The sequence below is a fragment of the Sphingobium sp. V4 genome (assembly GCF_029590555.1).
In the GTDB taxonomy this organism is placed as follows: domain Bacteria; phylum Pseudomonadota; class Alphaproteobacteria; order Sphingomonadales; family Sphingomonadaceae; genus Sphingobium.
Window position 1 is genome coordinate 993,014 of the sequence record NZ_CP081001.1, and the last position, 15,688, is coordinate 1,008,701.

A 15,688-nucleotide genomic window follows, 5' to 3' on the forward strand; every position below is an offset into this window, starting at 1 on the left:
TGACCCATGAATGCGCCGCCCCCTAGCACGGCTTTTGAGCCACGACAAACCTCCCTTGGTGCGGGGCCGTGGGCGTGGGCGCGGGCGGCGCTGGAAGCCGTCGAAAGCCGGCTGGAGTGCGAGCGCGAGCAGATCGGATTATGGGCGCCGGTGGGGGCGGGCTGCGGCATTGCGGCCTGGTTCCTGCTGCCGCACGCGATGGGCTGGCTCGCCTTCTGCTGCGCGGCGCTGGCGATGGCCTGTACGGGGACCATGTTGCCGGCGGGAGGGCGGTTGCGGCGGATGATCGTGGCGGGCGCGATCCTGGCGTGCATGGGCTGTCTGCTGGTCTGGGGGAAGGCGAGCCTGCTGGGGCAGCCGCCGCTCGGCCGGGCGACATTCGTCGAACTGACCGGGGACGTGCTGTCCGAGCGCCGCGTGCCGTCGCAGGCTATCGTGCGCGTCATGCTCCGGCCGGTCGCTGCGCCCGGCCTGCCCGCGAGGGTCAGGGTCAACATCGCGGATGCGGACGTGCCTGCCGGCCTGGGCGCTGGCGCGCGCATCCGGTTTCGCGTGCGGTTGATGCCGCCGGCGCCGCCATCCGTGCCGGGCGGCTATGATTTTGCCGCACGCGCCTATTTTCAGGGGATTGGCGCAACCGGAAGGGCGCTCAAGCCTGTGGAAGTCTTGCGTCCGTCGACTGCATCGCCGTCGCTGAGGGCGCGATTGTTCGGCCATATCGTGGAGCGCGTGGACGGGCCGGTCGAGGGGATCGCCGCTGCGCTGGCGACCGGGGATCAGGGCGCCATCAGTGAGGCCGATGCGGAGGCGATGCGGCGGAGCGGCCTGGCCCATCTGCTGTCGATCAGTGGGCTGCACGTCACCGCGCTGATCGGCGCCGTGATCTTCCTGCTGATGCGCGTCATGGCGCTCAGCCGGCGCGCTGTGCTGGGCTGGCCGCTGATGCTGATCGCGGCGACCGGCGGGGCGCTGGCGGGGATCGGCTACACCTTGCTGACAGGGGCCGAGGTGCCGACGGTCAGATCCTGTGTCGCCGCACTGCTGGTTCTGGGCGGGCTGGCGATGGGGCGCGATGCGATCACCTTGCGGCTGGTGGCGGCCGGCGCGCTGGTCGTGCTTCTGTTCTGGCCCGAGGCGCTGGTCGGGCCGAGTTTCCAGATGAGTTTCGCCGCAGTGACGGCATTGGTGGCGCTGGCCGAGCATCCGCGCTTTCGCGCCTTTGCCGCGGCGCGTGATGAAGGGATGATTCGCAAAGGCGGCCGTCTTCTGGCGGTGACGCTGGCGACCGGCGTCGCCGTCGAACTGGTGCTGATGCCGATCGCGCTGTTTCATTTCCACAAGGCGGGCCTGCTGGGCGCCTTCGCCAACCTGATCGCGATCCCGCTCACCACCTTCCTGGTCATGCCGCTGGAGGCCTTGGCGCTGGCGCTCGACCTGGTGGGACTGGGGGCTCCGGCCTGGTGGGTGACGGAACAAGCGCTCAACCTGCTCCTGCTTCTGGCCCACAGCGTGGCCGCCAGTCCGATGGCGACCATGGTGGCGCCGGCCATGGGCGCCACCCTGTTCGGCATGACCGTCGTCGGGTTGCTGTGGTGCCTGTTGTGGCGGACGGGAATCAGGTGGCTGGGGCTGGCGCCGCTGGGCATCGGCATGGCGGCGACCCTGATGGCGTCACCGCCGGATGTCCTGGTCACGGGCGACGGACGGCATGTGGCGGTGCGGATAGAGAAGGGCATGGCGACCCTGCGCGCCGGGGCGGGAGACTATGTCCGCGACGTGCTGTCGGAAAGTGCGGGCCATGACGGTGAGCTGGAAGCCATCGCGGCGCTGCCGCAGGCGCGCTGTTCAGCGGACCTTTGCGCAGTCGGGTTGAGAGACAGGACGGGTCGAGACTGGCGGTTGCTCCTGACCCGCAGCGACATGCTGATCGCGCGGCGCGACTTTGCACGGGATTGCGCGGCGGCGGATATCGTCATCAGCGATCGGGGCCTGCCGCGCTGGTGCCGTCCGCGCTGGTTGAAGATTGACCGCCGGTTGCTGGCGCGCACCGGCGGCCTGTCCATCAGCCTGCAAGATGGCGAAGTTCACACCGTCCATCGACCGGGCGACGCCCATCCCTGGATCGTGCGCCCGAGGTCCGGAAAATCTCAGTTATAGCGGCGCAGCAGACCGGCGAGTTTGCCCTGGATACGGACCTGACGCGGATCATAGATCTGCGGTTCATATGCCGAGTTGGCGGGGTCGAGCCGGACCCGGCTGCCTTCGCGCCGGAAATATTTGAGCGTCGCTTCCGCATCGTCGATCAGGGCGACGACGATCTGCCCCTCGCGCGCGACATCCGTGCGCTGGATCAGGGCGAAGTCGCCGTCGAGGATGCCGGCTTCGACCATCGAATCGCCAGATACTTCCAGCGCATAATGATCGCCCGCGCCGAGCAGCGCGGCAGGGACGGAGAGCATGGCCTGTCCCTCCATCGCCTCGATCGGAACGCCGGCCGCGATGCGACCGTGCAGGGGGATTTCGATCACGTCATTGGCGGCGATTGGCAGGGCAGGCGCCACCCTGGGCTGCGGCGCGACCGCAGGCGCCATCACCGGCGCGGGGGGGCGGTGCATGGCGTCGGGCAGCTTGAGGACCTCCAGCGCGCGAGCGCGGTTGGGCAGGCGACGGATGAAGCCGCGTTCTTCCAACGCGTTGATGAGGCGGTGGATGCCGGACTTGGAACGCAGGTCGAGCGCATCCTTCATCTCCTCGAAAGAGGGGGACACGCCGCCCTCCTCCAGCCGGGTCTGAATGAAGCTCAGCAATTCCTGCTGCTTGGGCGTCAACATCGCTGCGGTCCTCCGTGGAACGTATGAGGAACGCATAGGAAACACATGGGGATTAGTCAAGCGCCGAACGGCCGGTCGCATTTCGCGGAACGCGCGTCGTGGTCCGGGGGTTTCAATGCCACCCTCCACAGAGGGTATAGGAGAGTGACAATGGCCAACCAGAATGATCAGGACAAGTCCCAGCGCCGCGACCAGCAAGGCGGCGGTGGTCAGAGCGACCGTCAGCATCAGCAGGAAAACCGGCAGGACCAGATGGGCGACGAACGCCGCCAGGACAAGGCGCCGGGCAACAAGCAGCAACGCTGACCAAGCCGACAGATCAGCAGAAAGGGGCCGTTCCGCGGCCCCTTTTTCTGTCCGTCACGCGAGTGGAAGCACGGTCATGCGGTCGCCGGGCAGGGCTGGCGGCGATCCTGCCGGGCGCAGGATCAGGCAGTCGGCCTGCGCCATGGCGGCGGTGGCGGCGCTGTCCTGCGACGTGACGGATACGGCTCCGTCCCTGCTGCGCCAAGCGCGGAGATAGTCGTCGCGATCACCCGTGGCCGGCAGGGGGGATGCAAGCCGCGATTCGCCGACGGGCGGCAGAGGATCGACCGCCCCGCCGAGGTGACGGATCAGCGGCAGCAGGAACAATGTGCCGGTGACGAAAGCCGATACGGGGTTGCCGGGCAAGCCGAGGAACAGCGAACCGCCAAGCCGACCGGCCATCAGCGGCTTGCCGGGACGCATCCTGATCTTCCAGAAATCGAGTGTGCCGCCCGCCTTGGCGAAGGCGGGACGGACGAGATCATGGTCGCCGACCGACGCGCCGCCGGTCGAGACGATGATGTCGGCCTCGCGGGCCTGTTCCAGCGCAGCCACCATGGCGTCGAGATCGTCGGCTATGATGCCGAGGTCGATCACGTCGCAAGGCACGTCCGCCAGCATCGCCGCCAGCATGGGCGCGTTGGAGGACGGCAGGAAGCCCGGCGGCGTCGGCGCGCCGGGAGGCACAAGTTCGTTGCCGGTGGACAGCAGCGCGACCCTGGGCCTGGCATGGACCGGCAGATCGCCATGGCCCGCCAGCACCGCAAGGGCGATCTGGGCCGGACCGATGCGCGTTCCGGCCCGGAGCAGGACAGTGTCGCGGGCGAAATCCGAAGCGGCGGGGCGAACGTGGCGGCCGGCGGGCAGCGGATCTGCGTTGGCGCGCAGCAGGTCGCCATCGCGGGTCGCATTTTCCTGCATCAATATGGCGTCGGCGCCAGGGGGCAGCGGCGCGCCCGTGAAGATGCGGACCGCTTCGCCGGGCGAGAGCGCGGGGAGGTGAGCCGCACCGGCCGCGCTTTCGCCGGCTAAGCGCCAGGGACCGGGATATTCGGCCGCGCGCACGGCATAGCCGTCCATCGCCGACAGGTCGGCCCAGGGCTGATCGCGCAGGGCGAGGATGTCCCGCGCCAGCCAGCGGCCGACCGACCGGCCGACCGGAACCATCTCGATCGGCAGGCGCCGCGCCAGTGCGAACAGGCGCGCCTGCGCGTCGGCGACGGGCAGTAGACTCATGCCGCGTGCCAGTCCCCGGACTTGCCGCCGGTCTTGGCGATCAGGCGGACGTTGCCGATGACCATGGCCTTGTCCAGCGCCTTGGCCATGTCGTAGACGGTGAGCAAGGCGATCGAAGCGGCGGTCAGCGCTTCCATCTCCACCCCGGTCTGGCCGGCGGTACGGGCGGTGGCGGTGGCCGTGACGCCGCTCTCGTCGAGATCGAAATCGACCGTCACGGCGCTCAGTGCGATCGGATGGCAGAGCGGGATGAGGTCGGCCGTCCGCTTGGCGGCCATGATGCCCGCCACCCGGGCCACGGCGAGCACGTCCCCCTTCTTGACCAAGCCTTGCGCGATCGCGGCGGCGGCATCCCCGCTCATCTCGATCCGGCCGGAGGCGACCGCCTCGCGCGCGGTCACGGCCTTGGCCGAGACGTCGACCATGCGCGCCGCGCCATCCGCGTCCAGATGCGTCAGGCCGGTCATGCGCCGGTCAACAGGTTGCGGGTCGCCGCCTCGACGTCGGTCTGGCGCATCAGCGTTTCGCCGACCAGGAAGCAGCGCACCCCATGGTCGGACATGGCGGCCAGATCGGCATGGCCGGTCAGGCCGCTTTCGGCGACGAAGGTGCAGCCGGCGGGCGCCTTGCCCACCAGTTCATAGGTGCGGGCGAAGTCGACGCTGAAATCGCGCAGGTCGCGATTATTGACGCCGATCAGGCGCGAGCGGAGATTGAGCGCGCGTTCCAGCTCGCTTTCGTCATGAACCTCGATCAGCGCGTCCATGCCGAGGCCCAGCGCGGCGTCCTCTATCTCCCGCATCTGGCCGTCGTCCAGCGCGGCGACGATGATGAGGATGGCGTCGGCGCCGAGCGAGCGGCTTTCCAGCACCTGCCAGGGATCGACGATGAAATCCTTGCGCAGCACTGGCAGCGCGCAGGCGGAACGGGCGGCCATCAGATAATCGTCATGTCCCTGGAAATAGGGTTCGTCGGTCAGCACCGACAGACAGGCCGCGCCGCCGGCGGCATAGGCCTGGGCATGGGCTGGCGGGTCGAAATCGGCGCGGATCAGCCCCTTGGAGGGGCTGGCCTTCTTGATCTCCGCGATCAGGCCGAAGCCCGAGCGCGCGGCATCGTCCAGCGCCTTGCGAAAGCCGCGCGGCGGCGTCTGCTCGCTGGCGCGAGCGTGGAGTCCGGCCACGGTGGTCGCGGCCTTGCGGCGGGCGACATCCTCCCGCTTGAAGTCGCAGATTTCGATCAGCTTGTTGGTCATGAATAGGCAATCCAGCAATTGAGGAGCGCGTTGGAAAGGCCGCGATCGATGGTTTCGGCGGCTTCCTCCACGCCTTCGCGAAGGTCGGGTACGGCGTCCGCCACGACAAGGGCGGCGGCCGCGTTCAGCAGCACGGCGTCGCGATATGGCCCCGGTTCGCCCTGGAGCAGCGCGCGGAGCGCCGCTGCATTGTGGCGGGCGTCACCGCCGCGGATCGCCTCGACCGGATGGGTGGAGAGGCCAAGCTCGGCGGCGGCCAGGCGACGCATGGCGACCAGTTCGTGCCCCATGACCTCCGCCATGTCGTTGCCGCCGGCCAGCGAGAGTTCGTCCAGTCCTTCATCGCCTGACACCACCATGGCCCGGTCGACGCCCAATTCAGCTAGCGCCTCGGCATAGATGGGGACATAGGCGGGGCGGGCGATGCCGACGAGCTGGCGGCGGACATTGGCCGGATTGGCGAGCGGCCCCATCAGGTTGAAGATGGTGCGTTCGCCAATCGCCTTGCGGATCGGACCGAGGCGCTTGAGCGCGGGGTGATAATTTTGCGCGAAAAGGAAGCAGATGCCGAGATCGGCAAGGGTCGCCTCGGCGGTCGCGGCCGCCCTGTCGAGGTTGAGGCCCAAGGCTTCGAGCGTGTCGGCGGCACCGGCCTTGGAAGAGGCGGCGCGGTTGCCATGCTTTGCGACCGGCACGCCGGCGGCGGCGACGACGAGCGAGACAGCCGTGGAAACATTCAGCGTATGGTGCCCGTCGCCTCCGGTGCCACAGACATCGATCGCCCCTGCGGGGGCGCCGACCGGGATCATGCGCGCGCGCATGGCGCGGGCGGCGGCGGCAATCTCGGTCGCGGTTTCGCCTCGCCTGGCCATGGTGACGAGGAAGGCGGCAATCTCCGCTTCGGGCAGGTCGGCGTCGAACAGCAGGTCGAAGGCCGTTGCGGCGGCCTCGGGCGGGAGCGGCACGGAAGGATCGGGCAGGCTGGTCATCGGCGCAGCCTTAGTCGGGGGGAGGTGACGGAGTCGAGAGGGCGTTCGTGCGAGAGCCCGCACTTTTCCTGCACGTCCCGAAATATGATGTCCCGTCTGGATCATATTCGACAAGCATGTGCGCCCTCATCGGCGGGCCGGCTGGCTGTAACAGGGCGGCGGTCAGGCCGCTTCTCGCTCCCGCACCGGCAGGCCGGCGATCGCCATGAAGTTCGCCAGCATCTCATGCCCATGTTCGGTGGCGATGCTTTCCGGGTGAAACTGCACTGAATGGATCGGCAGGGTCGCGTGGCGGAAGCCCATGACCGATCCGTCCTCGCTGGTCGCGTTGACGCGCAAGGTTTCGGGTATGTCCTCGACAATCAGCGAATGGTAGCGCGTGGCCGTGAACGGCGAGGGAAGTCCCTTGAAAAGGCCCGTGCCGTCATGGCTGACGGGCGACGTCTTGCCGTGCATCAGCCCGCCGCGCACGACCTTGCCGCCGAAATGCTGGCCGATCGCCTGATGGCCCAGGCACACGCCCAGCAGCGGCGCGCCCGCATCGGCGCAGGCAGCAACCAGGTCGAGGCTGACGCCCGCTTCATTGGGCGTGCAGGGGCCGGGCGACAGCAGGAAGGCCTTTGCGCCGGTCGAAAGTGCCTGACCCGCCGAAATGGCGTCGTTGCGGACGACCTCCACCTTCGCTCCCAGTTCCATCAGATAATGGACCAGGTTCCAGGTGAAGCTGTCATAATTGTCGATGACGAGGATCATGGATCAGGGCTATAATGGCGAGGGCCGGCGAGGGGAAGCGTGGCTTTGCGATGAGGACGAGAATTATCGCGACAGATGGCGATCCCTTCTGCTAGGGCTGGTGCATCGCCGCGAACCCCGCCCGCAAGCCTTCGCGTGACCGAGAGACCATCGTGCTCCCGCTTGCCAGCAAGGAGCGTCTCTCATGGGCGATCTCAATCATCTTCTCTATTCGGAGCAGGAAGCGCTGCTGCGTGCGCAATATTGCGCCTGTCCCGATGCGCGCGCTGCGCTTCGCCGTCGCGCCAACGGCTATGCCGACCGTATTCGCGACCATCGGCTGCCCTATCGTTCGCTTGCCATGGCGACCGGGCGCACGGCCTTCGATCCCTTCCCCTATGGCGCGAAAGGAAACCGCCCATGAGCCGCGCGATCAATCTGAAGGCCGAACCGGCGGATGTGCAGGCGCTTTGCACGCGCCATGCGTTGGCCATTTCCACGATCGAGGCGCTGCCTGCGGGTGGCACCCGCGTCGTCATGCTGAACCCGGACGGAGCGGAACGGGTACGCGCGTTGATGCAGAACAAGCTGATCCTGACGCCGGTGGTGCGTTCGTCGGTCTATCTGGCGCGGCAGCCCCGGTCCGCGCTGCGCTGAGGCGGCAGGCGCTCAGTCCGGCCAGCGGAAGGCGATGCCGTCCTCCCCGTTCTGCGCGCCATGTCGGTCGAAGCGGCGCTCCATGATCCTTCCCCTGCCTTCGGCGTCGATCGCGACGATCGTACTGCATCGCGTGCCGTAGATGGCGTTGCGGATGAAGATAGGTGACGCGGCGGCCTCGTCGGGCGCGTCGGAAGGAGCGGTCGGGGCGATGCCCGCGTCGGGAAGATCCTCCCGACGCAGGATATCGAACAGGCGCTCTGGCTGCTCCGCGCCGCCGGTCAGCCAGCCGAGCAGCCCCTCCTTGAGCGCAAGCGTCTTGGGCCAGGGCGCGTCCAGCGCGCCATTGGAAAGGCCGTAGAGGCCCGGCGTCAGTGCTGCCCGCATCGGGGCCGGGCGGTTGGTTAGGAAATGGGCGCTGGCGCCATCGACCAGGACCAGGTTGAAGGGGTTGAAATCCTCCAGCGCCGCCTGTTCGGCATCGCCATAGCGACCGTCGCCCGCCAGCAGATCCGTCACCAGCGCCCCGCGTGACGCGCGGTCGGATCGCGGGCCGCCATGGCCGCGCAAGTTGGTCACGATCGCCGCGCGCCCCGCTTCTGACACGCCGAGCCAGGTGCCGCCCGATTGCAGGTCGCGCCCGGCGATCAGGCCGGGGCGGCCGGCCCAGCGGGCGATCGGCGCGGCCGGGCGGGCATGATATTCGTCGCGGTTGCCGATCAGGATCAGCTGCCAGCGCCGATGCGCCCTCCATGCCATGGCCATGATGCACATGCCGCCGTCCTTCCCTGAACCCGCCTCTCGTCCGCGCGTTGTTCCAGCCTTCGCGTCCAGGAGCAAGACGAAGGAGCAGGATCATGAAGCGTTATGCCTATGGATGGATCACGGCCTTCTTTTTCCTCGTGTCGATCGCGGGGCATTGGCTGTTCGGCTGGTGGGCCTATGTCGACGAAGCGCGCAGCCATGGCCAAGGCCCGGAACTCGCCGCCTATCTGGTCGAGATGGGTCGGGACACGTTCGAGAACTGGCAGTCGGAATTTCTCCAGCTGATCTGGCAGGTCGTCGGTCTGGCCTATTTCCTCTACGCCGGATCGCCGGCCTCCAAGGAGAATGACGACCGGCTGGAGGCCAAGGTCGACGAACTGATGAAGATGGTCGGCGGCGACCGGGCCGAGCATCTGATCGGTGTGATCGACAAGCGCTACATGCGGACCGGGGGCCATGCCAAGCCCCACGCCCATGATGTAGGTTATGAATAGACGCGCGATTTTCAGCCATGGGAACCTTGCCAGTGCTGAGGGCTTCCACCTCCGTCCACGGACGAGGAGGATGTCATGCCCAAGGCCCAGTTTACCGACGCCATTGCCCTGTTGAAGGCCGACCACCGGACGGTCGAGGATCTGTTCGGAAAATTCGAGAAAGCCAGCGCATCGGCGCGCAAGCAGGAGATCGCGCGCAAAATCTGCCTGGAACTGAAAATCCACACGATGATCGAGGAGGAGATCTTCTATCCGGCCTTTCGCGGGAAGATCGAGGATGACACGCTGGACGAAGCCTATGTCGAGCATGATGGCGCGAAGGTGCTGATTAACGACATCGAGGCGGGATCGCCGGACGATGATTTCTACGACGCCAAGGTCAAGGTGCTTTCGGAGGAGATCAAGCATCATGTCCATGAGGAGGAAATGCCGTCGGAGGGCATGTTCGCCCAGTGCCGCAGGACCGATGTCGACCTGGTCGCGCTGCGCGACTTGATGGCCGCCCGCAAGGAGGAATTGCTGGCGCAGGCAGGCGCGGGCGGGCTGCCGGTCGCCAGGCCGAGCGCGGTCAACCTGATCGCGGCCTGACGCCTTTCACCAGGATGACTTGAAAAACCATCTGCTTGAGCCCATATGGGCAGTGCCGGGTTCGCTCGGCTATGGTGATAAATTGTGTCGAGTAATAGACGCAGCGGACCCGGGGGCAGTACCCGGCGGCTCCACCACATGTCCCGTTCCGGTCCGCAAGGCCGGGCGGGGTGTCTGACGGGGCCGAACTAGGATCGACGTGTGTTCAAAGGCGATGTTTTCACCCGGCCCGTGTAAGCCGTTAAACTGTGCAAAACTCACAAGTGCCAACGATAACGAAGCACTCGCCATTGCAGCGTAATTGAGGGCCTCACGGCCTGACATTACTCTAAAATAGCGCGGTTGAACCCACCGGGCAACAGAAGGGAATTCAGCGGCCTCCGGAGGCGCCGGGCAACAGAAGCCTCCGGACCCTTTACCGACATTGTGAGATTCTGACCGACGCGACCGGCAGGTCGGCTCGATAGCCGTCGGATCGTGCGAATCGGGTTCCTTGTGCGCGCGATTTCGATTACGCTTTTATGACAGTCTTGCGTAAAATTATTAAAGCATTGATTTTACTGTAAAGAAAATCGATTTTCTGGGTCGTGACCTGCCTTGCTCCGATGTCATCTAAATGAAATACTCCTGGCTATATTAGGAAGTTTTTTTTTGAGGAGATCGGGCATGAAGAAGGTCGCTGGAATGGTGGCGTTGGCGCTGGCCGGGATGGTGCCGGGCCTGGCCCATGCAGCGCCCGAGGAGATGGTCGTCGTCGGCGTGACCGACGGCAGCCTGGCCGCCAAGGCGCTGACCGCGGGACGGTTCGACGATGCGCTCGACAGGCTGGCCCCGATGCCGGTGTACGGCGAGAATGATCCCGCTCGCCTCATCAATCTTGGTAACGCCTATGCCGGCCTGGGCAAGATGGCGCAGGCCCGCGAAGCCTATCGCGCCGCACGCTTCTCGCCGGAAGTGACGCTGGTGCTGGCGAACGGGTCCGAGGAATCCTCGCGCGACGTGGCCGCCCGCGCGCTGGGCCGCCTCAATCCGAGTTACGCATCGCGCTGATTTCCACCGGATAGGTGCAGGGAGCAGAGGGCGTCATCCGTCGCGGATGGCGCCCTTTTGCATGGACGCCTGTCATGAAAATGAAAGATAATTCATCAAACTGTCATTCCAAAGTCTCTCCAGTGTCACAGAAGCGGAATGATCATGTCATCTGCCGTCCTTACCTGCCGCCGCAGAGGGCGACAGGGGGCGTTGTCCGATTCGAGTTTCCCCTGCGCTCCGCACTTCAACAACCCGGTACAGCCGGAGCGGAGACGACATGGCCAAGATTAACCGTATCCACACGATCCTGATGGCGAGCTGCGCCTGCGTGGGCCTGAGCGCCTGCGGTGCGGACGACATCGCGTCGCCTGGTCAGGGCACGATCGTCATTCCCGCTCCGACGCCGACCCCCACGCCAACGCCGACCCCGACGCCGACCCCCACGAGCGTGACCCCGGCCGCCAGCTGCCCGACCATTGCCGGCAGCGACCAGTTGACCGACCTCGGTACGATTTCGGATGGCTCCAACACCTGGCGCAATTGCGGCTTCCCGGCGCGCTTCAACAGCTCGACCGCGATCGCCAAGGTTGCCGGCGTAATCTATTCCATGCCCGGCCGCGTCGATGTCGGCACCGACCAGGGTGCCGCGAGCACCAATACCAACGTCACGCTGACGATCGATCCGGGCGTTGTCGTGTTCGCCGGCACCGGCAATACCTTCCTTGCCGTCAACCGCGGCAACAAGATCAACGCCGTAGGCACCGCCAGCCAGCCGATCATCTTCACCAGCCGTGAAAATGTGCTCGGAACCTCGACCGACCAGTCGTCGGGCCAGTGGGGCGGCGTCGTGCTGCTCGGCCGCGCCAAGATCACCGACTGCGCCGCGCCTGCGGCCGCGCCGGGCACCACGGCGTGCGAACGCGACACCGAAGGCGCCAGCGGCGCGCTCTATGGCGGCGCAAACGACGCCGACAGCTCGGGCCGCATGTCCTATGTCCAGATCCGCTATTCGGGCTTCGTCCTGTCGGGTTCGAGCGAGTTGCAGGGCCTGACCCCCTCGGGCGTCGGTACCGGCACCGTGCTCGACCATATCCAGGTCCACAACAGCTCGGACGATGGCATCGAGATTTTCGGCGGCTCCGTCCACCCGCGCTACCTGGTCCTGACCGGCAACGAGGATGACAATCTCGACACCGACGTCGGCTATCGCGGCACCATCCAATATGTAATCGGCGCGCATCGCGACGGCAACAATATCGGCGACAGCTTCATGGAAACCGACTCGAACGGTGGTTCGGCGTCGAACAATGGCGAGGACGCACTGCCCCGCCAATATGTGAAGGTCGCCAACTTCACCTGGATCAACCGCTCGACCACGGGCAGCAACGGTTCGGCCATGCTGCTGCGCGGCGGCGCCGACCTGACGCTGGTCAACGGCCTGATCGTCAGCCCGACCCAGACCTGCCTGCGCATCGACAGCGCCACGACCGTGCGTGACGCCGACACCGCGTTGCAGGATGCGGGCAAGCCGCGCTACATCTCGGTGGCGATGCAGTGCCTGGCGGCGACCCCGTACAAGGGCAATAACGGCGTGACCGCCGACGTCGTAAAGTCGATCTTCGAAGCCGGCCCGAACAGCACGATCAGCTACACGCCGTCGCTGACCAGCCTGTTCATCAACGGCGCGACCGAAACCGCCCTGGTGGCCACCGATCCGAAGACGGTCGACAGCAACTTCGCCACCACGGCCTATGTCGGCGCGGTCAAGGACAGCAGCGACACCTGGTATGCCGGCTGGACCTGCAACTCCGTGACGGCGAGCTTCGGCACGAGCAGCAAGAACTGCACCGCCATCCCGACCACCTGATCGGCACCTGACCTTAACAGGGGCGGGGGAGCGTTGACCGACGCTTCCCCGCCTTCTTTGCTCTGAATAATCCCAAGGGGGACCATCGCATGTCGAAGCCGCTGACCCTGGCGCGCCTGCTCCTGATTTCCACTGCCCTGTCGGCGCCTGCCGCCATGGCGCAGACCGACACGACTGCCGGCCAGGCGGGCGGCGCCGTCGCGCCCACGACGCCCAGCGGCACGCCCAGCGCGGCCGAGGAAGCCGATGCCCAGTCGGGCAATGTCGATGTGTCGATCCCCGGCGCCGACATCGTCGTCACCGGCCGTCGCACCGCCAACATCTCGCAGGCGGCGCCGCAGGTGGTGAACGTCCTGTCGGCCGCCGACATCAAGCGCACGGGCGAGGGCGACATCGCCGGTTCGCTCCAGCGCGTCACCGGCCTGTCGGTCGTGTCGGGCGGCTATGTCTATGTCCGCGGCCTGGGCGATCGCTATTCGCTCGCGCTGCTCAACGGTTCGCCGTTGCCCAGCCCCGAACCGCTCAAGCGCGTCGTGCCGCTCGATCTCTTCCCGACCAGCGTCATCGCGTCGACCCTGGTGCAGAAAAGCTTTTCGGCCAATTTCCCCGGCGAATTCGGCGGCGGCGTCATCAACCTGACGACCAAGGCGATCCCGACGGAAAGCTATCTGGAAATCGGCATGGGCAGCTCGGCCAACACCGAGACATCGGGCCAGCTGGGCTACACCCATTATGGCAGCAAGTCCGACTGGACCGGCTTCGATGATGGCACGCGTGACGTTCCGAACCTGCTGAAGAATGCCATCGGCAGCGGCATGGCCTTTTCCAACATGGAACGGGCGGACCTGCGCGCGATCGCGATGTCGTTCCAGAACAGCAACACGTCGGTGGTGCAGCGGACCAACAGCCTGCCCTTCAACTTCTCAGCGTCGCTGAATGGCGGCACGGCGTTTGACGTCGGCAGCGACGGGCGCATGGGCATCATCGCCACCGCATCCTACAGCAACAAGTGGCGCACCCGCGACACGCTCCAGCAAGCTTCGCTCGACGTGGCGGCCGGAGCGGGCAAGAATTTCCAGCAGGTGAGCACCGACAATGAGGTGACGGTGAACGGCCTGCTGGGCGTGGGCCTGGAACTGGGCGACCAGAAGCTGCGCTGGACCAACCTCTATATCCGCGACACGCTGAAGCGCAGCGCGCTGGCGATCGGGCAGAATGACGGCCAGATCCAGGGCGCCGATTATCTGAACCAGAATACCGCCTGGTATGAGCGTCAGCTGATCGACACCCAACTGGTCGGCGAGTTCAAGCTGAGCGATGCGCTGAGCCTCGACATGCGTGGCGGCTATGCCAATTCGCAGCGCGAGGCGCCCTATGAGCGCGAGTTCGTCTATGTCCGCAGCAATGTCGACACGGCGACCGATCCGGTCGGCGACCGTTTCGTCAATGCGCTCAACCGCCAGCGCGGTGACGCGTCGATCACCTTCAGCGACCTGAACGAGGATCTTTGGTCGGCCGGGGCTGACCTCAGCTACAAGGTCTCGCCCGACGTGACGCTGACGGCGGGCTATGCCTTCACCGACACCAAGCGTACCTCGTCCCGCTACGAACTGCACTATGACGCGACCAACCTGCCGATCCCGGTGCAGCAACTGCGTCCCGACTATCTGCTGTCGGACGTGTCGATCCAATATTATGACATCAGCCTTCTGGAATTTTCGGGCAATTATCCGGTCTATGACGCCGCGCTGCGCGTCCATGCCGGCTATGGCCAGTTCCAGGCGGAGGTCATTCCGGGCGTGACCATCAATGCCGGCGTCCGCTACGAAAAGGGCGAACAGTCGGTGACTGGCGTGGACGTCTACAACACCGGCGTCACCCCGTTCAACGAGATCAGGAAAGATTACTGGCTGCCGGCCGTGACGGTGACCGTCGAGGCGGCGAAGGGGTTGCAGTTCCGGGCAAGCGGGTCGAAGACGATCGCCCGGCCACAGTTCCGCGAACTCATCGCCCAGCCCTATCTCGACACCGAATCCAACCGTTTCTACCGCGGCAACCCCTATTTGCAGGATAGCCAACTGTGGAATGCGGACATTCGCGCCGAATGGTATATGGGGCGTGACGAGCGGCTGACGGCGGCGGCCTTCTACAAGAAGATCGAGAACCCGATCGAAACCTACACCACCATCACCGATACCTATGCGGTGACGACCAGCTTCGCCAACGCACCGGAAGCCACACTTTACGGGTTCGAACTGGAGGCCCAGAAATATATCCCGCTCGACGGCTGGTCGGACTCGTCCTTCTTCCAGAGCCGCCGGATCGCGCTGATCGGCAACTATACCTACACCCAGTCCAAGCTGAAGGTGAGCGACGGGGACACCACCATCCCCTATAGCTACACCACGGGCGACCTGCCCGCCGCTTCAGACTATTTCCTGGACGGCGTGCCGCTGACGGGCCAGTCGGACCATCTGGTCAACCTGCAACTGGGGCTGGAGGATACCGATCGCCTGTCGCAGCAGACCCTGCTGCTGACCTATGCCAGCCCGCGCGTCACCAGCCGCGGTCCGAACCTTCAGCCCGACATCAAGGAAAAGCCGGGCCTGACGCTGGATTTCGTCGCGCGCCAGGGCGTCACCCTGCCGGGCGGCATCAACAGCGAGTTCAAGTTCGAGGCCCGCAACATCACCGGCCGCAAGTTCCAGGAGTTCCAGGAAGCCGGCGGCAACAAGGTCTTCTATAACCGCTACAAGATCGGCACGACCATCGCGGCGTCGCTGACCGTGGCCTTCTGACGACCCGATAAGGAGGGTGGCGACACCCTCTTGCCAGCCGCGGCCGGCCTGTCCTCGGCAGGTCGGCCGTTGCGATTCCGGATAGATGTTCCTCCGTCCCGCATCATGCTACAAGCCCGGCGCTCGCCCCGGTCATGG

The 15,688-nt window shown here is 66.0% G+C and carries 16 protein-coding genes and 1 other RNA gene; 10 read left to right on the forward strand and 7 right to left on the reverse strand.

The features are described from left to right. Nucleotides 1-6: 6 nt before the first annotated feature. On the forward strand, nucleotides 7-2,157 hold the full coding sequence (locus tag K3M67_RS05230) for a ComEC/Rec2 family competence protein (RefSeq protein ID WP_285832476.1): 2,151 nt from the start codon (nucleotides 7-9) through the stop codon (nucleotides 2,155-2,157). Here K3M67_RS05230 and lexA read toward each other — a convergent pair. Further along, nucleotides 2,148-2,831, reverse strand: coding sequence for a transcriptional repressor LexA (gene lexA, locus K3M67_RS05235; RefSeq protein ID WP_066855594.1), 684 nt, complete (start codon nucleotides 2,829-2,831; stop codon nucleotides 2,148-2,150). The genes K3M67_RS05230 and lexA overlap by 10 nt on opposite strands. A gap of 150 nt (nucleotides 2,832-2,981) precedes the next feature. On the opposite strand from lexA, the gene K3M67_RS05240 reads away from it, so the two are divergent. Beyond that, nucleotides 2,982-3,137 (forward strand): hypothetical protein, encoded by a 156-nt coding sequence (locus K3M67_RS05240; RefSeq protein ID WP_198162805.1) that lies wholly within the window; start codon nucleotides 2,982-2,984, stop codon nucleotides 3,135-3,137. Between the two features lie 54 nt (nucleotides 3,138-3,191). On the opposite strand, the gene K3M67_RS05245 is transcribed toward K3M67_RS05240, so the two are convergent. The 5 genes from K3M67_RS05245 to K3M67_RS05265 all read right to left on the reverse strand — a co-directional run bounded on the left by K3M67_RS05245 (nucleotide 3,192) and on the right by K3M67_RS05265 (nucleotide 7,370). Beyond that, nucleotides 3,192-4,373, reverse strand: a complete 1,182-nt coding sequence (locus tag K3M67_RS05245; protein WP_285832477.1) for a molybdopterin molybdotransferase MoeA — start codon at nucleotides 4,371-4,373, stop codon at nucleotides 3,192-3,194. After that, complete coding sequence (gene moaC, locus K3M67_RS05250) at nucleotides 4,370-4,840, reverse strand: cyclic pyranopterin monophosphate synthase MoaC (RefSeq protein ID WP_066855588.1); 471 nt, start codon at nucleotides 4,838-4,840, stop codon at nucleotides 4,370-4,372. The genes K3M67_RS05245 and moaC overlap by 4 nt, the downstream gene beginning before the upstream one ends. Then, nucleotides 4,837-5,628 carry an indole-3-glycerol phosphate synthase TrpC gene (trpC, locus tag K3M67_RS05255; RefSeq protein ID WP_285832478.1) on the reverse strand — a complete coding sequence of 264 codons (792 nt, stop codon included), beginning with the start codon at nucleotides 5,626-5,628 and terminating at the stop codon, nucleotides 4,837-4,839. The genes moaC and trpC overlap by 4 nt, the downstream gene beginning before the upstream one ends. Beyond that, on the reverse strand, nucleotides 5,625-6,617 hold the full coding sequence (gene trpD / locus K3M67_RS05260) for an anthranilate phosphoribosyltransferase (RefSeq protein ID WP_066855582.1): 993 nt from the start codon (nucleotides 6,615-6,617) through the stop codon (nucleotides 5,625-5,627). The genes trpC and trpD overlap by 4 nt, the downstream gene beginning before the upstream one ends. A 162-nt stretch (nucleotides 6,618-6,779) precedes the next feature. Then, nucleotides 6,780-7,370, reverse strand: coding sequence for an anthranilate synthase component II (locus K3M67_RS05265; RefSeq protein ID WP_285832479.1), 591 nt, complete (start codon nucleotides 7,368-7,370; stop codon nucleotides 6,780-6,782). A gap of 184 nt (nucleotides 7,371-7,554) precedes the next feature. On the opposite strand from K3M67_RS05265, the gene K3M67_RS05270 reads away from it, so the two are divergent. Together K3M67_RS05270 and K3M67_RS05275 are read left to right on the forward strand one after the other, a co-directional pair. Next, nucleotides 7,555-7,773 (forward strand): hypothetical protein, encoded by a 219-nt coding sequence (locus K3M67_RS05270; protein WP_066855577.1) that lies wholly within the window; start codon nucleotides 7,555-7,557, stop codon nucleotides 7,771-7,773. Then, nucleotides 7,770-8,006 carry a hypothetical protein gene (locus K3M67_RS05275; protein WP_066855574.1) on the forward strand — a complete coding sequence of 79 codons (237 nt, stop codon included), beginning with the start codon at nucleotides 7,770-7,772 and terminating at the stop codon, nucleotides 8,004-8,006. The genes K3M67_RS05270 and K3M67_RS05275 overlap by 4 nt, the downstream gene beginning before the upstream one ends. Before the next feature lie 12 nt (nucleotides 8,007-8,018). On the opposite strand, the gene K3M67_RS05280 is transcribed toward K3M67_RS05275, so the two are convergent. Continuing rightward, a complete protein-coding gene (locus tag K3M67_RS05280) occupies nucleotides 8,019-8,780 on the reverse strand; it encodes an NRDE family protein (RefSeq protein ID WP_285832480.1) in 762 nt (253 codons plus the stop codon). Nucleotides 8,781-8,863: 83 nt separating this feature from the next. Here K3M67_RS05280 and K3M67_RS05285 point away from each other — a divergent pair, with 83 nt between their 5' ends. From K3M67_RS05285 to K3M67_RS05310, 6 genes are all read left to right on the forward strand, one after another. Then, nucleotides 8,864-9,265: a DUF6766 family protein gene (locus tag K3M67_RS05285; RefSeq protein WP_066855568.1), complete on the forward strand. Its 402-nt coding sequence runs from the start codon at nucleotides 8,864-8,866 to the stop codon at nucleotides 9,263-9,265. Between the two features lie 75 nt (nucleotides 9,266-9,340). Next, nucleotides 9,341-9,853 (forward strand): hemerythrin domain-containing protein, encoded by a 513-nt coding sequence (locus K3M67_RS05290; protein ID WP_066855566.1) that lies wholly within the window; start codon nucleotides 9,341-9,343, stop codon nucleotides 9,851-9,853. A 15-nt stretch (nucleotides 9,854-9,868) separates the two neighbouring features. Continuing rightward, nucleotides 9,869-10,226, forward strand: a transfer-messenger RNA (tmRNA) gene (gene ssrA, locus K3M67_RS05295). Between the two features lie 293 nt (nucleotides 10,227-10,519). Continuing rightward, entirely contained in the window at nucleotides 10,520-10,903 is a 384-nt protein-coding gene (locus tag K3M67_RS05300; protein WP_285832481.1) for a tetratricopeptide repeat protein, read from the forward strand. Between the two features lie 259 nt (nucleotides 10,904-11,162). Further along, complete coding sequence (locus K3M67_RS05305; RefSeq protein ID WP_066855560.1) at nucleotides 11,163-12,752, forward strand: beta-helix domain-containing protein; 1,590 nt, start codon at nucleotides 11,163-11,165, stop codon at nucleotides 12,750-12,752. 89 nt (nucleotides 12,753-12,841) lie between these two features. Further along, nucleotides 12,842-15,550 (forward strand): TonB-dependent receptor domain-containing protein, encoded by a 2,709-nt coding sequence (locus K3M67_RS05310; RefSeq protein WP_285832482.1) that lies wholly within the window; start codon nucleotides 12,842-12,844, stop codon nucleotides 15,548-15,550. The last annotated feature ends 138 nt before the right edge of the window (nucleotides 15,551-15,688 follow it).

Coding starts and splice junctions, on each gene's coding strand:
- trpD (WP_066855582.1), bottom strand. CDS start 6,617: ATGACCAGCCTGCCCGATCCTTCCGTGCCGCTCCCGCCCGAGGCCGCC.
- K3M67_RS05275 (WP_066855574.1), top strand. CDS start 7,770: ATGAGCCGCGCGATCAATCTGAAGGCCGAACCGGCGGATGTGCAGGCG.
- lexA (WP_066855594.1), bottom strand. CDS start 2,831: ATGTTGACGCCCAAGCAGCAGGAATTGCTGAGCTTCATTCAGACCCGG.
- K3M67_RS05290 (WP_066855566.1), top strand. CDS start 9,341: ATGCCCAAGGCCCAGTTTACCGACGCCATTGCCCTGTTGAAGGCCGAC.
- K3M67_RS05300 (WP_285832481.1), top strand. CDS start 10,520: ATGAAGAAGGTCGCTGGAATGGTGGCGTTGGCGCTGGCCGGGATGGTG.
- K3M67_RS05245 (WP_285832477.1), bottom strand. CDS start 4,373: ATGAGTCTACTGCCCGTCGCCGACGCGCAGGCGCGCCTGTTCGCACTG.
- K3M67_RS05240 (WP_198162805.1), top strand. CDS start 2,982: ATGGCCAACCAGAATGATCAGGACAAGTCCCAGCGCCGCGACCAGCAA.
- K3M67_RS05310 (WP_285832482.1), top strand. CDS start 12,842: ATGTCGAAGCCGCTGACCCTGGCGCGCCTGCTCCTGATTTCCACTGCC.
- K3M67_RS05270 (WP_066855577.1), top strand. CDS start 7,555: ATGGGCGATCTCAATCATCTTCTCTATTCGGAGCAGGAAGCGCTGCTG.
- K3M67_RS05280 (WP_285832480.1), bottom strand. CDS start 8,780: ATGTGCATCATGGCCATGGCATGGAGGGCGCATCGGCGCTGGCAGCTG.
- K3M67_RS05265 (WP_285832479.1), bottom strand. CDS start 7,370: ATGATCCTCGTCATCGACAATTATGACAGCTTCACCTGGAACCTGGTC.
- K3M67_RS05230 (WP_285832476.1), top strand. CDS start 7: ATGAATGCGCCGCCCCCTAGCACGGCTTTTGAGCCACGACAAACCTCC.
- K3M67_RS05285 (WP_066855568.1), top strand. CDS start 8,864: ATGAAGCGTTATGCCTATGGATGGATCACGGCCTTCTTTTTCCTCGTG.
- K3M67_RS05305 (WP_066855560.1), top strand. CDS start 11,163: ATGGCCAAGATTAACCGTATCCACACGATCCTGATGGCGAGCTGCGCC.
- moaC (WP_066855588.1), bottom strand. CDS start 4,840: ATGACCGGCCTGACGCATCTGGACGCGGATGGCGCGGCGCGCATGGTC.
- trpC (WP_285832478.1), bottom strand. CDS start 5,628: ATGACCAACAAGCTGATCGAAATCTGCGACTTCAAGCGGGAGGATGTC.